Annotated in this window: 11 protein-coding genes and 1 other annotated feature; of the genes, 5 read left to right on the top strand and 6 right to left on the bottom strand. The window is 38.9% G+C overall.

Annotated features, from left to right (window positions below):
- Positions 1 to 145: 145 nt before the first annotated feature.
- The 3 genes from thiI to ezrA form a co-directional block, all read right to left on the bottom strand.
- Positions 146 to 1,348: a tRNA uracil 4-sulfurtransferase ThiI gene (thiI, locus tag PLANO_RS05660; protein WP_038703501.1), complete on the bottom strand. Its 1,203-nt coding sequence runs from the start codon at positions 1,346 to 1,348 to the stop codon at positions 146 to 148.
- A gap of 6 nt (positions 1,349 to 1,354) precedes the next feature.
- Positions 1,355 to 2,458 (bottom strand): cysteine desulfurase family protein, encoded by a 1,104-nt coding sequence (locus PLANO_RS05655; protein ID WP_038703500.1) that lies wholly within the window; start codon positions 2,456 to 2,458, stop codon positions 1,355 to 1,357.
- A gap of 63 nt (positions 2,459 to 2,521) precedes the next feature.
- On the bottom strand, positions 2,522 to 4,225 hold the full coding sequence (gene ezrA / locus PLANO_RS05650; protein WP_038703499.1) for a septation ring formation regulator EzrA: 1,704 nt from the start codon (positions 4,223 to 4,225) through the stop codon (positions 2,522 to 2,524).
- Between the two features lie 153 nt (positions 4,226 to 4,378).
- Here ezrA and hisJ point away from each other — a divergent pair, with 153 nt between their 5' ends.
- Together hisJ and PLANO_RS05640 are read left to right on the top strand one after the other, a co-directional pair.
- Positions 4,379 to 5,179, top strand: a complete 801-nt coding sequence (gene hisJ / locus PLANO_RS05645; RefSeq protein WP_038703498.1) for a histidinol-phosphatase HisJ — start codon at positions 4,379 to 4,381, stop codon at positions 5,177 to 5,179.
- A 50-nt stretch (positions 5,180 to 5,229) separates the two neighbouring features.
- Positions 5,230 to 5,709 carry a GAF domain-containing protein gene (locus PLANO_RS05640; RefSeq protein ID WP_038703497.1) on the top strand — a complete coding sequence of 160 codons (480 nt, stop codon included), beginning with the start codon at positions 5,230 to 5,232 and terminating at the stop codon, positions 5,707 to 5,709.
- A gap of 44 nt (positions 5,710 to 5,753) precedes the next feature.
- Here the strand turns inward: PLANO_RS05640 and megL are convergent, their stop codons facing one another.
- Positions 5,754 to 6,962 carry a methionine gamma-lyase gene (gene megL / locus PLANO_RS05635; protein ID WP_038703496.1) on the bottom strand — a complete coding sequence of 403 codons (1,209 nt, stop codon included), beginning with the start codon at positions 6,960 to 6,962 and terminating at the stop codon, positions 5,754 to 5,756.
- A gap of 330 nt (positions 6,963 to 7,292) precedes the next feature.
- On the opposite strand from megL, the gene rpsD reads away from it, so the two are divergent.
- Positions 7,293 to 7,895, top strand: coding sequence for a 30S ribosomal protein S4 (gene rpsD / locus PLANO_RS05630; RefSeq protein ID WP_038703495.1), 603 nt, complete (start codon positions 7,293 to 7,295; stop codon positions 7,893 to 7,895).
- Between the two features lie 346 nt (positions 7,896 to 8,241).
- Here the strand turns inward: rpsD and PLANO_RS05625 are convergent, their stop codons facing one another.
- Positions 8,242 to 9,084, bottom strand: a complete 843-nt coding sequence (locus tag PLANO_RS05625) for an STAS domain-containing protein (protein WP_038703494.1) — start codon at positions 9,082 to 9,084, stop codon at positions 8,242 to 8,244.
- A 344-nt stretch (positions 9,085 to 9,428) separates the two neighbouring features.
- Here PLANO_RS05625 and PLANO_RS05620 point away from each other — a divergent pair, with 344 nt between their 5' ends.
- Positions 9,429 to 10,235, top strand: coding sequence for a cobalamin-binding protein (locus PLANO_RS05620; protein ID WP_038703493.1), 807 nt, complete (start codon positions 9,429 to 9,431; stop codon positions 10,233 to 10,235).
- 45 nt (positions 10,236 to 10,280) lie between these two features.
- On the opposite strand, the gene tyrS is transcribed toward PLANO_RS05620, so the two are convergent.
- Complete coding sequence (tyrS, locus tag PLANO_RS05615; RefSeq protein ID WP_038703492.1) at positions 10,281 to 11,546, bottom strand: tyrosine--tRNA ligase; 1,266 nt, start codon at positions 11,544 to 11,546, stop codon at positions 10,281 to 10,283.
- Between the two features lie 76 nt (positions 11,547 to 11,622).
- Positions 11,623 to 11,811 (bottom strand) — a binding site (T-box leader).
- A 104-nt stretch (positions 11,812 to 11,915) separates the two neighbouring features.
- Between tyrS and PLANO_RS05605 the strand changes: the two genes are divergently transcribed.
- A complete protein-coding gene (locus tag PLANO_RS05605) occupies positions 11,916 to 14,963 on the top strand; it encodes a transglycosylase domain-containing protein (RefSeq protein WP_038703490.1) in 3,048 nt (1,015 codons plus the stop codon).
- The last annotated feature ends 88 nt before the right edge of the window (positions 14,964 to 15,051 follow it).

The raw sequence follows: 15,051 nt of genomic DNA, 5'->3' as shown, positions 1-15,051 counted from the left end.
ATAGAAATTTAAGTATTCATATAATTTCATCTAATTCGACTTTTACGTAAGTAATATACCGTAGCATTCTTTCCTATTAGCTCTATTAACTGGTGAGTTTGCTTTTTCTAACAATAAAAAAAGCCTCCTTTAGGAAGCTTCACACTTATAATAGATCTTCAAACTGATTAACCTTAGGGCGTGGAAACTTGATCACTTCACGTTCTGCTACTGCTTCTTCAATCAGATCGTCAAAAGACACAAAGTTCTCGTAGTATTCTACTTTTTCAAGCTTTGGCTTGGTCTTTGGATTTGCTGGTGTAAAAATTGTGCAGCAGTCTTCAAACGGACGAATGGAAATGTCATAAGTTTCAATTTGTTGAGCCATATCAATAATCTCTAATTTATCCATCGCTACAAGCGGACGCAATACTGGCGTATTCGTTACCGCATTAATGGCTTGCATGCTTTCTAAGGTTTGACTCGCAACTTGGCCTAAGCTTTCCCCTGTAATAATCGCTCGGCAATTGGTCTCAGCTAATACCAAGTCAGCTACACGCATCATCATGCGACGCGTAGAAGTCATTGTAATATTATCTGGCACTTGCTTGTGCACTTCTTGTTGAAGCTTCGTAAAAGGGATAATATGCAATTTAACAGATGAACCGAATTGCGATAATCGCTCTGCCAAATCGAAAACTTTTTCTTTCGCACGATCATTCGTAAACGGTGGACTGAAAAAATGAATCAATTCTAAACGGACGCCCCGCTTCAACATATGATAGCCTGCAACTGGACTGTCTAAACCTCCTGATAACATCAACAATGCTTTACCGCCAGCGCCTACAGGTAAACCACCAGCGCCTTGAATTACTTCTGCCATCATATAAACGGCTTCTTTTCGAACTTCTACCTTCAAATCAATCTCCGGGTCTTTCATTTGGACTTTTAAATCTGGAAAGATTCTCAATACATGTGAGCTTAATTCTTTCATAATTTCTGGTTTTTCGTGCGGGAATTCTTTAAACGGTCGTTTTACTGATACTTTAAAGCTTTTATCGGTATCTTCAATTTTAGCAATAACTGCTTCTGCTGTTTTTTTCATTGCTGCCATATCTAATTCACATGCCGTTACTGGACTAAACGATTGAATGCCAAATACATATGGCAAGCGCTCGATCACTTGAGCCAATTCTTGTTCATTGTCAGATGTGATAAACATGCGGTCACGCTCAGCCTTTATATGAATTTGTTCTAAGTCAGAAAATGTTTGTCTAACATTGTCACGCAGTCTCCCGATAAATGAACTGCGATTTTTACCTTTTGTTGATAATTCTCCGTATCGCACTAGAATTTGATTGGTTTTCATAACAGTTTAAACTCCTTTAATCATGCGGTATACCCGCTGAAACGCTTTTTTCAGCGCATTAATGTCTTGTTTTGTTGTAAATTCCCCAAAGCTGATTCGAATCACACCGTCTTTAAACTCGCGCGGTAAGCCAATCGCTTGAATAACCGGACTTGCTTGGCTATTTTTAGATGAGCACGCACTTGAAGTAGAAACAATGATCGATTCTTTTTGTAAACCAGATACTAGAATTTCGCCTTTTAATCCTTTTACCGCTACTGCCAATATATGCGCTGCCCCGTTTTCAGGACTCACAATTCTGACACCCGCAAATTCTGAAAAGAATTGACGTAGTTCTAGATTCCATTGCGAATACAGTGGATTTGGCGCTGCCAATCTTAATGCTTTCGCTAAAGCCACTGCATTTGGAACCGAAACGGTACCACTGCGCATTTCAGATTCCTGACCGCCACCAAATTGGATCGCTTGTAAATCAACTCCGGAATATGCCAATACTCCACTGCCTTTTAATCCGTGTATTTTATGCCCTGATATTGTTAATAAATTCGGCATAGCTGTTGAATCAAAATTGAGTTTGCCCGCACTTTGAACAGCATCCACATGAAAAAAGATACGCCGTTGTTTCAAAAGACGCGCAATGTCTGAAATTGGATGAATGGTTCCAACTTCATTATTAACATGCATCAGCGATACCAGAATCGTATCGTTTCGCAAAGAATTTTTCAACTTGTCAATGTTGAGTTCACCAGTGCTATCTACCGGCAAACGTGTAATCTCAAATCCTTCACGTTCTAAAGCAGCAACACTTTTCAATACAGAAGGATGTTCGGTTTTGGAAGTAATGATGTGTTTACCTCGTTTTTGATAGTTTCGAGCTGTACCAATCAAAGCCAAGTTGTTCGCTTCCGTGCCGCCAGATGTGAAGATGACCTTATCCATGTGCAGCAACTCTTTTATTTGGCTCCGCGCGGTTTCCAACAAATCTTCAGCCTGATTACCTAATTCATGTAACGAAGCTGGGTTGGCATAAAACTGCTCACTTACTTTTATAAATGTATCCAGTACTTCTTTTTTTGGTTTCGTCGTGGCACTATTATCTAAATAAATCACCTTTCCACCTCCGAAAAGAAAACCACCAGCAATTTAAGCTGGTGGTTTTACATTTTGTTTTGTTTAAATGTTCCAAGCGTCTTCTTTGACCAAAACTTCAATTCGTTTCATTGAACCCGGTTCAAAGTTTTCAACTGCAGTTGCAGCTTCTTCTAACGCTTTCGTGTATCGAAGCTGTCTGAATGACTCTTCCGCTTCTTCCAGTTTTGCATCTAGTTGTAGATTTGATTTGCGGTAACGATTTCCGTATTGAATAATGCGTTCAATCAACAGGACATTTTCTACCATCTCAACTGCTTTAGCATGACCATCTTCTATACTCTTTTCAGCTTGTTCTAAATAGCTATGCACGAGTTTAATATTCAATGGAACTTCCTGCAAAGTTTGCATCGTAACAAAAAGATGTTCTTCAGCCTCTTCAAGACGTACATCCATGTCTTCCGGAATTCCAGGAATATTGGCTTTGTGTAATAATCGATCTGTTTCTTGCAATTTGCGTTTTAATAGCTCTACTTGTTCACGAGCTTTGTTTTCTTCAATACGTAATCCCTTTAAGGCAGCCATAAAATCAATTTGCGTAGAATCCACAATCGATAAATCTTCACGAATATGGACCAATTCTTCTTGCAAGCTTGAATAAGCTGATTGATCTTCTTCTAAACGCGTCATCAAGAGTTCAAAGCGTTTTGCCAATTGCTCCATTTTGTCCATACAAGATTTTGGAATAGCCGCTTCGCTTTCACTAATTTTATAGCTATGCTGAACATATCGGCTTTCTTCTTCCATTTCTTTCGTATCGCGTGCTACAACTTCTAAATGACGTTCTGTTTCTGTACGATGTTCCTCGACATACATCTTCGCTTCAACTTCTTTTTCTAACATTTCATAAAACGAATCAATGCGATCTTTTATTTTTTCAACAGCAATTTTCGTTTGTGTCATTTCTAAGTTAGCAATGTTTACTTTCAACTCTTCTAACTCTTCTTCTATTTCATCAAGTTGAAGGGTCAACTCTAGGTGTCCAAGGTAATAAGAGTTTTCTTCCATTTCGCTCTTACCTTGACGCAGCTCAGCAATGAAAGAAGGGATTTTCGTTTGAATATCCGCCAATAATGATGGAATATCATCTACTAGTAAAAACGCTTCTTCGCCTTCTGCTGACAAGCCGATAACAATTTCGCGAGCTTTCAAGTAATTGCCTTCGCCCGTTAATTTTTCGTATTCATCAAATAAAGGAATAAATGATTCGAGTTTTTTCTCAAGTGGTTCCCCCGCAGCTCCATAAGATTGCTGGTGAGCCAAAAGGTTTTTACGTGCACGGCGGTATTTTTCTTGAAGAAGATCGATCTCGCTGCGATTTTTCTCTTCACTGCCAATCAATTCTTCCAACTCAACTAAGATGCTATTCATCTGCTGGTCAACGTTATCAATCTTCACTTCTGTATCCTGCTCTAATTTTGACGCTTTACTAAAATTGAAACGATTAATCGCTTCTTCAGCATCGTATAAAGCAGCATCAATTTTCGGGATATGTACATCCATGATTTCAGTCCATACGTTGCGCCAGCGTTCAAACATTTCTTCCGTCTGGCCGTTCATGTTTAATTGCTTCACTTTCGTTAGTTCTTCAAGAATTGGTTTATTTTGTATTTGCAGTTTTAACTGTTCCAAGCGTTCAATTTCAGCTAAATGTTTTTTGCGAAACATAAAACCAATGATTGTTAACGCTAATAGAATGATGACCGCAATGATGATATACTCCATCATAAGTCACATAGCCCCCTGTTCCAAAATCACATTACCAGTTATACGTAAATGTATTCATGATTCTTTTATTTTAACATGTATTGTACTCTTTTGTTTGCCAAATTAGAAGAAAAGCGATTATATTTTTCAATAAGTAGAAAAGAGGACGCCTTTATGAGACGAGATGGTCACATTCATACCCGCTTTTGCCCACACGGGACAAAAGACTCAACTGAATTATATATTGAAAAAGCAATAAAGTCCGGATTTACGGATATTTCATTTACAGAACATGCCCCGCTTCCCGCTAATTTCACAGATCCAACACCGGATCAAGATAGCGGCATGAGCATGTCACAGTTATCATTGTATGTGAATGAAATTACTCAACTTAAAAATAGCTACCAAAAAGATATTCACATTCGTTTAGGTCTTGAAGTTGATTATATTGAAGGCTTCGAAAAAGAGACTGCTCTTTTTTTAGATGACATTGGTCCTGTACTAGACGATTCCATTTTATCGGTTCATTTTCTACAGGTTAGTAATCAATATTTTTGTGCCGATTTTAGTAAAGAAGTATTTGCACAACTCGCAGCGACTTGTGGAACTGTAGAAGCTGCTTATCAACTTTACTACGACACTCTTGAAAAATCGATTACCGCAGATCTTGGACAATTCAAACCAAATCGAATTGGGCATCCTACATTGATTCATAAATTTCAAAAAGCACACGGAGAAAAAATCGATGATGACAAACAAATCCGATACATTCTTCAACTAATTAAAACAACCGGCTTTGAACTGGATGTAAACGGTGCGGGTTACTCGAAACCAGATTGTTTGGAAGCTTATCCCCCGCTTTCCTATATCGAATTCGCCCAATCGCTTGGCATTCCGCTAGTTTTTGGATCAGACGCCCATAGTGCCAATGGCTTGCATAAGCATTACGAGAAAATTTATACTTACTTAAGTTAATGAGATTAGATTTAGCTAAAATACTATAAACCGAAACGAGGGAATTCTTTATGTTCGCACAAACAAACTATAGTGGCAGCAGTATTGAACAATACACAATGCTTTCTAAGCAATTAGACGCTTTATTAGATGGTGAGAAAAATAGTATTGCCAATTTAAGTAATGCCTCTGCTTTACTCAATCAATTTCTTGAACGCATCAACTGGGTCGGATTTTACTTGATGGAAGAAGGCGAACTTGTTCTTGGCCCGTTCCAAGGTTTGCCAGCTTGCGTACGAATTCCAGTCGGAAAAGGCGTTTGTGGAACAGCTGTTGCTGACAAAAAAACAGTGTTAGTAGAAGACGTTCAAGCATTCCCTGGTCATATTGCATGTGATGCGGCGTCACGTTCTGAAATTGTCGTGCCATTAATGAAAGAAGATCAAGTAATCGGCGTTCTCGATATCGACAGTCCTGAGTTGAACCGTTTTACAAAAGAAGATCAGCAAGGTTTAGAACTTTTTGCCGAAGTGTTAATGAAACATTTATAATAGACCAAAAAACCCGAAACTCAATTTATGAGTTTCGGGTTTTTTTAGATTTTTTGTAGTTTCGGTTTAACTTGCTCAAATGCTTTATTTAAGTCCTCGATCAAATCATCCGTGTGCTCAAGTCCAATCGATAAGCGCAGCAACGAATCACTAATGCCCATCGCTTGTCTACTTTCAGGAGGCACAACTGCGTGAGTCATCGTCGCTGGGTGCTGGATCAACGTTTCCGCATCACCTAAACTAACCGCAATTTTAATAAGTGATAAAGCATTCAAAAAGGCTTGTGCTTCTTTTTTGCCGCCTCTGATTTCAAATGAAATCAATCCGCCACCTTCGCGCATTTGACGTTTTGCAATCTCAACTTGCGGATGACTATCATCAAATGGATAAAATATATTTTCAACGATTTCTTGTTGTTTTAAAAAGTCTAATACGACTTTTGTATTGCTGACATGTCGATCCATTCTAACATGAAGTGTTTTTAATCCTCTAAGCAATAGCCACGCATCAAATGGCGACATAATGCCACCGACATCTTTTTGTACCGTCATTCGAATATGCTGCATTTCTTCTGCATCGCTACCCACTAAAACGCCACCGACCACATCCCCATGGCCATTCAAGTATTTCGTTGCACTATGCAAGACAAAATCTGCACCCATTTTTAATGGATTTTGCAAATAAGGTGAACAGAACGTATTGTCTACAATGACACGAATATTGTGTTTTTTTGCTACAGTCATTACTGCTTCAAGATTTACAAGTTCCATTGTCGGATTGATTGGGGTTTCTACGTAAATACAAACCGTCTCTGGTCGAATAGCGTTCTCTACTTCTTCTTCTGTCGTCATCGAAACTAAGCTATGCGTAATACCGTATTTTTCTTCCATAATCTCTAATAGGCCAAATGTACAGCCGTAAATCCCTCGTGAACAAAGAACGTGATCTCCCGCTTTGGTTAAATAAATCAAAATTGCACTAACTGATGCCATCCCTGACCCAAAAGCTAATGCACCTTGACCGCCTTCAATTTCCGCCATCCGCTCTTCGAGTACGCGAACTGTCGGATTGCCAAGACGTGAATAAATATTCCCTTCGCAATTTCCTGCAAAACGATCTTCCCCCTGCTCTGCATTTGCAAACGAATACGTTGACGTTTGATAAAGCGGAGTTACCAAACTATCATGATGTTTGGTACTGTCGTAGCCTTTATGGATAACCGCCGTTTCAATATTCATTTCTTTTTCTCTCATTAACATACACCCCTTAACTATTATAGAAAACGCTTACATACATACTCATTTCCATTCTACCTCGTCCTATCCAAAAAAGAAAGTTAGTGCTTCTAACCTTATCTAAGTCTTGCTGTTGACTTAAGGTTCCAAAATCAGTTATACTATGCTTTGTGTAAAATAATCGCAGCAGTTGTATGTGCGTGTTTGTCCATTTTATTCCTCATAGCAGGTGTATCGTGTAACTCTTTGGCTGCTGAGCGAAGGTACAAGAATATAAAATGGCTTGCAGCATGAATGCATCTGGTTTTTATTTTACTCTAAAAACCAAAAACAGAGGAGGAGACTTATATGTCTCGTTATACAGGTCCATCATGGAAACTGTCACGCCGCTTAGGAATTTCCCTTACAGGCACAGGTAAAGAATTAGAAAAACGCCCTTACGCACCAGGTCAACACGGTGCTAACCAACGCAGAAAAGTTTCTGAATATGGTTTGCAACTACAAGAAAAACAAAAACTACGCTTCATGTACGGAGTTAACGAACGTCAGTTCAAAACTTTGTTCAACAAAGCTGGTAAAATGCCTGGTAAACACGGTGAAAACTTCATGATCCTTCTTGAAGCTCGCCTTGATAACGTTGTTTATCGTTTAGGTCTTGCGCGCACTCGTCGCCAAGCTCGCCAAATCGTAAACCACGGCCACATCCTTGTTGATGGCAAACGCGTTGACATTCCGTCATTCAGCGTGAAACCAGGACAAACAATTGCTTTCCGTGAAAAATCAAACAACCTTGATGTAGTAAACGAAGCAATCGAAGTAAACAACTTTGTTCCTGAATACGTTACTATCGATACTGATAGCAAAACAGGAACTTTCGTACGCTTACCAGAGCGTAGCGAATTGTCTGCTGAAATCAACGAACAGTTGATCGTTGAGTACTACTCACGTTAATTCCAACTTGATTTCGAAAACCTCTCAAACCTTTTTAAGGTTTTGGGAGGTTTTTTCTTTTTTCTGGTCTATCTGGCTTTCGCAAACAAACCCTATCATCGCACAAACAAACTGCTTTCATCTGCAAACAACTCCTCTGTCATAGCAAACAACCACCTCCATCCCGCAAATGAAATCATCTCTCGCAAATAAACTAGGTTATTGCGCAAACAAACTGCTCGAATCTGCAAACAACTCTTCTGCCGCTGCAAACAACCACCTCTATCCTGCAAATAAAATCTGCCTACCTCATAATAAATCACAAAAAAAATCCCTAAGACCAATAAAGGTCCTAAGGATTTCTATATCAAAATGAATCGACTTTATTTTGCTTTAACGCTTGAGCGAGTGTGTTATACACTTCTATATCAATAAATTTAATACCCAATTGTACAGCTGTTTGAGCGATTACTGGACTAATACCGGACATAGCCACTTTTACGCCAATTATTTCTAAGCCTTTAATCAGCTGAAATACTTGTTGTGCAACCATCGTATCAATCATCGGAACGCCCGATAAATCAATAAATAGTTTTTCTAAGTCATGTTTAGAACTTTGAGCTAAAGTTTTCTCAAATATTATTTCTGCTCTATGCGGTGTGACTTCCCCGACTAACGGCAACATGCCGATTTTATTCGCCAATAATATAACTGGAGCGCTCATTTCTACAATCATCTGCTGCTGAGAGTCCATACGTTTTTTCGCAGCTTTTGAATTTTGGTCTGTAAATTCAATAATGACTTTACTAAAGATTTGAACAACCGCTTGTGTCCATTCCATTAGTTTCTCATGACTAACTTGTTCTTTATGCTCTAATGCATATTTTCCAAGTTCCTCTAAGTATTGTTCTTGTGTTCGGAAAAATTCACTAATCACTTCTATAATGGGAGTATCAAGATGAGCGTCGTCTTTTACAATAGACTCGATCCAACCTTGAAAATTCTCCACAAAATCACTATCTTCTTTTTGAAAAATGGAACAAAAGCGTAGATGAAAATCGTGATTCTGTTTTTTTAACAATGCTATTTTATCAGGATTTGTTGAACCATAAACACCTGCTTTACTTTTATCTAAGGAGTTATACCAGTCTTCTGTCATTATCGAAGTCCGTCCGCTTAAATGCTCATATAAATCTTGATCTTTTAACATTTAACAGCTATTGCTGCAAATCGATATTCGCAAAATACAACCTAACATGTTTAATCGATTCGGCAATAGCTTCACCCCGCTCTCACTATGAATTTCATATCAACTGAGTCCTACATTTTATTCTAATAATTCCAATTTATATATACCTGTATATTTACCCTAACTTTTGTTAGCTAAAACCAAGTCTCTCTTTTCTCATAAAATCTCCTGAATAAAAAAATGTTCCTGAATTTTACAATTTGTGTTCATTCTTTCTAATCATACGATGTTTACACAAATTCTTCAAATCGAAAGAAATTTGTCCATTAGACATGGTAAACTGGAAATAATGGAGGTGGAGCTAGATGCGAATTATTTCAATTTGCCCAAGCAATACGGAACTTTTAGCTTTTTTAAATGCTGAACATATGCTCGTTGGAATCGACGATTATTCTGATTGGCCAAAAGAAATTACCACATTGCCACGACTCGGACCAGATTTATCCATTCGAATGGATGAATTGGAGGCCTTAAAACCCGATTTGGTATTAGCTTCTTTGAGCGTACCTGGAATGGAAAAAAACGTAGATGAATTAGTCAAACGGAATATTCCTCATCTCGTTTTAGATCCCCAATCATTAGACGAAATTGGGCAAGACTTATTAAAAGTGGCTGAAGTGTGCGGAATTGATGCGACGGCAATTCATTCCGAATATTTGGCTGTTATCGAAGATATCAAATCTCGTGGTCAACGAGCAAACAGTCGCCCTTCATTATATTGGGAATGGTGGCCAAAGCCTGTTTTCACCCCTGGTAACATTAACTGGCTAACTGAAATCAGCAGTATGACCGGTGCACGTAATCTTTTTGATGACACGGATTCTGCCAATGTTCAAACAGACTGGGCAGATGTCCTAGAGCGTCAACCAGATTATATTTTACTCGCTTGGGTCGGTATTTTAACATCAAAAGTAAAACCCGAACTCCTTAAGAAACGTCCAGGCTGGAATGATTTAAAAGCAATGGAACATATTCATATTATGGAAGAAGAATTGTATTGTCGCCCTTCTCCACGTTTAATTGAAGGTGCTATCCGTTTAGGAAAATTAATTCATCCTAAACAGTTCGAAGATATGGAACTGCCTCGCTTTATTAAAGAAAAACAAATATAAAAACAAACAAGGCCAGCCAAATTTCGACTGGCCTTTGCATATTTATTATTTGAATTGCACCATATGATATTTCTTTTTCCCGCGGCGGATAATAGCAAATGCATCATCTAACCGATCATTTTCGTCGACGACGTATTCCAAATCGGTTACTTTTTCACCATTTACTGAAATCGCACCATTTGTAACATCTTCTCGTGCTTGGCGTTTCGATGATGAAATACCCGCCTCCACAATTAAATCTACAATCGATTTATCTTCTTTGGTCATCTCCACTGAAGGGACATCTTTAAATGCAGCTTTCATTTCTGAAGAAGACAATGCTTTTAAGTCACCACTAAACAATGCTTTTGTAATGCGCTGAGCGTCAGCTAATGCTTCTTCCCCGTGGATTAGTTTCGTCATTTCTTCAGCCAATGTTTTTTGTGCTTGACGCAAATGCGCTTCTGTTTCGACTGCTTTTTCTAATACTTCAATGTCTTCACGGCTAATAAATGTGAAAATCTTCAGGTATTTAATAACGTCTGCATCTGCAGCATTAATCCAAAACTGGTAAAACTCGTATGGAGAAGTCTTTTTCGGATCTAACCATACTGCTCCACCTGCTGACTTACCAAACTTGGTACCATCGGCTTTTGTCACAAGAGGAATCGTGATACCAAATGCTTTCGCTTCTTCATCATGTGTTTTGCGAATCATTTCAAGACCTGAAGTGATATTGCCCCACTGATCCGACCCACCGATTTGAATGCGGCAATTGTGTTCGTTATACAAATGGTTAAAGTCGATTGCTTGGATCAACGTGTACGAAAACTCCGTAAACGAAATTCCTGTTTCTAAACGTGATGCTACTGAATCTTTAGCTAACATATAATTAACCGAAATTAATTTACCGTAGTCACGTAAAAATTCAATGACGCTCATCGCGCCGATCCAATCACGGTTGTTGACCATTTTCGCACCGTTCTCAGATTTAAAATCAAAAATTTGTTCCATTTGAACTTTGATGCCTTCAACATTGCGATCAATTTGTTCAGTCGTTTGCAATTGGCGTTCTTCGTTACGTCCAGAAGGATCCCCAATCATTCCTGTTGCTCCACCCACTAATAAAATTGGTTGATGTCCATGCATTTGAAAACGACGTAATGTAAGTAGTGGAACAATATGTCCAATGTGCATACTGTCAGCTGTTGGGTCCACTCCGCAGTATAATGATATCTTTTGTTCGTTTAGTAATTTTTCCATACCTTCTTCATCCGTTTGTTGGTACAATAAACCGCGCCATTGTAAATCCTGAATTAATTCGTTCGTCATTGTTGTTCCTCCTTAAATGTGTTAATCGATGAGCCTGTTAAAAATCCACATAAAAAAGCCCCTGCATGAAATTTCATGCAGGGACGCAATTGCGCGGTACCACCCAGCTTGGAGAACTTAGTCTCCCTCTCATCATGTGCCGAACGGGGCACTTCCGCAAACTCCAGATCTGTAATTCGACTCATGCATTTTGACCAGTTTGCACCCCCCACCGGCTCTCTTAACAAAATTGCACAATCTACTTCGAATCCTTCATCGTTTTAATATGAATTATACTAGTAGTTTACTTTATTATTTTAACTTGTCAATAAGTTTAGATGCAATTATAAGAATATGATATACTATAAAAGATTTTAGGAGGGCGATAATGTGCGTGAAAAATTTAACTATTGGCTAGGTAAAGCTGAAGAAACAACCGATAAATTAACTTCAACAAAATGGTTTAAGCGAATGAGCATAACAACCGGAGTTCTGTGGAATTTAGCATTAATTTTCGCGATTGCTTTAGTGACAATCGGCGTTTTTGCTGCGTCTGTTGGAGCAGGCTATTTTGCTTCACTTGTAGATGAAGAAAAGCTGCGATCTGAAGATGAAATGCGTGGAGAAATCTATAGTTATGGGGAAACAACCGAAATGTACTTTGCTAACGATGTATACATTGGAAAAGTACAAACAGATTTGGAACGCAAGGAAACTACTTTGCCTAATATATCGAAAACAGCCATTAATGCTGTGTTAGCTACGGAAGATGAGTACTTTATGGAACACGAAGGGATTGTACCAAAAGCTATTTTCCGCGGTCTGCTTCAAGATGTTTCAAATTCTGACACCCAAACAGGCGGTTCAACGTTAACGCAACAATTGATTAAAAACCAAATTTTAACCAATGAAGTTTCTTATGAGCGAAAAGCTAAAGAAATCCTTCTTGCGATGCGCCTTGAAAAATTCATGACAAAAGATGAAATTATGGAAGCTTATCTCAACATTATTCCTTACGGCCGCAACTCTTCAGGTGCCAATATTGCCGGAATTGAAACGGCTGCCAACGGATTATTTAATAAATCTGCAAAAGATTTAAGCTTACCTGAAGCTGCTTTTATTGCAGGCATTCCAAAAGCACCTTTTTTCTATACTCCCTATAATTCTTATGGAGAATTAAAAGACGAAGCTGGATTACAACCCGGACTTGATCGAATGAAAACCGTTCTTTTCCGAATGAGAGAAGCTGACTATATTACTCAGCAAGAATATGACGAAGCTATTTCCTTTAATATCGTAAAAAGTTTCCGTCAAAATGAGAAGCGGTCACGTGAAAACAATCCCTATGTAACGACAGAACTTGAAAAACGTGCAGTTCGCATCATTATGGATGTACTAGCAAAAGAGGATGGCTTGGACCCTATTACCCTAAAAGAAAACAATAAGCTTTATGAAGAATATGCGATTTTAGCTGACCGAGCAGTTCGGTCAAATGGGTATCGAATACATTCGACCATTAACAAAGAACTCTACTTGGCTCACGAAAAAGCAAAAGATGCTTATACTCGTTACGGAACAGAATTAACAATTCCCTCAAAAGATAAAGACGGGAATGAAATAACGAAGAAATTGCCTGTACAAGTAGGTAGTATGATGATTGAAAATAAAACTGGACGTATCTTAAGTTTTGTTGGCGGGCGTGACCATGAAATTGAAGAGTTGAACCATGCAACTCAAGCATACCGTTCAATTGGTTCTACTGTAAAACCGCTATTAGTTTACGGTCCAGCACTTGACCTTGGTGTTATCGGAGCTGGCAGTCCAGTAGTCGACATCAAATTCACAATACAAGATAACGGAAAACCTTGGACGCCGAGTAACTTTGTTCCAACAAGTGAACAAGGTATTATGTCAGCACGTGATGCACTCGCTCAATCTCAAAACTTACCTGCTCTTCGTTTGTTTGGTCAAATTAGAGAAAAAATGCCAATTAATTATTTGATTAATGCAGGATTTTCACAAGTGGAAGAGATTTCAAATGGTTACCCTTCAACTGCATTAGGTGGTGGTGTGGAAGGTTCTGTAGAAGAACTAACGAGCGGTTATGCCACTTTAGCGAATGGTGGTAAAAAAGTAGAGCCGTACATGATTCAACGAATTGAAGATGCAGACGGCAATATTATTTTTGAACATGAAGTAGTTGAGAAAGAAATTTACTCGCCACAAACAGCTTATATACTGACAGATATGTTGCGAGACGTGTTCAAAACAGATCGCGGGACTGCAAACCGAGCAAATAGCTTATTAAATTTCAAAGCAGATTTTGCTGGTAAGACCGGTACTACTCAAGAAACAAAAGATGTTTGGTTAGTTGGGTATAATCCAAATATTACGATGAGTCTATGGCTTGGATATGATAGTGAAAAGTATTCGCTCGATAATTTTCCGAATGCAAATTTACAGCCCTCTGTCCGTGTAAATCAGCTATGGGCAAGCTTGATGAACACAACTTATCAAACAGTCCCTGAACTAGTTGGAGCCACATCTACATTCAAACAACCTGATGGAGTTGTGACTAAGTCGTTCTGTGGAATTTCTGGTTTAGCACCAGATGCTGCTTGTAAAAACGCAGGACTTGTTCGTTCAGACTTATTTAACGCCAAAGCAATGTTACCAACAGAAAAAGATGATAGTTTTACAAGCGGTTCATACACAACAATCGGTGGCAAACGTTTTGCTGTGTTGTCTAGTACGCCAAGTGACTTTATTTCAGGCGGCGGACTAGGTGTTTCGCAAAAATATATTGATCGTATAATGTCTCCATTCGGAGGTGATGCAAGTAAACTATTCCCTGGCAATTCAAAATTTGCTTCGGTTGTTGCAAGTGCAACTTTCAAAGCTGATGGAGCTGCTCCTGGAGGAGTTCAAGCATCGATTAGCGGAAAAACAATTTCTTGGACCAATTCCGGTTCCAATGATGTAGTGGGTTACCGAGTTTATAAAGATGGATCGCGTGTAGCTTCTATTTCAGAAGCGAAAAGTAATTCCTATACCGCGAATGGTCCCGGAAGTTATTCGGTCGTGGCTGTAGACATTACAGGTAAACAGTCAGCAGCTTCCAACAGTGTTAGCATTGCTGCACCAAAACCTGAGCCAAAGCCTGAACCGAAACCGGATCCAGAACCGGAGAAAGAACCGGAGAAAGAGCCAGAGAAAGAACCAGAGAAAGAACCAGAGAAAGAACCAGAGAAAGAACCAGAGAAAGAACCAGAGAAAGAACCAGAACCAAAACCAGAACCGAAACCAGAACCGAAACCAGAACCGAAACCAGAACCGAAACCGGATCCAAAGCCTGATCCGAAACCAGATCCAAAGCCAGATAAACCCGAAAAGCCAGATCCAAAACCTGATAAGCCTGCTGAAGGTGACGCAGCTTAATAACATGAACCCGATTCGCTTTAGTAGCGAGTCGGGTTTTTTGATCTATAAAAAAAGAAAAGGACAGAAATTCTGTCCCCTTCTTTTT

The organism is Planococcus sp. PAMC 21323 (genome assembly GCF_000785555.1).
Lineage (GTDB): Bacteria > Bacillota > Bacilli > Bacillales_A > Planococcaceae > Planococcus.
The sequence above is the reverse complement of the archived record's forward strand: the minus strand, read 5'-3'. Positions and strand labels throughout refer to the sequence as shown.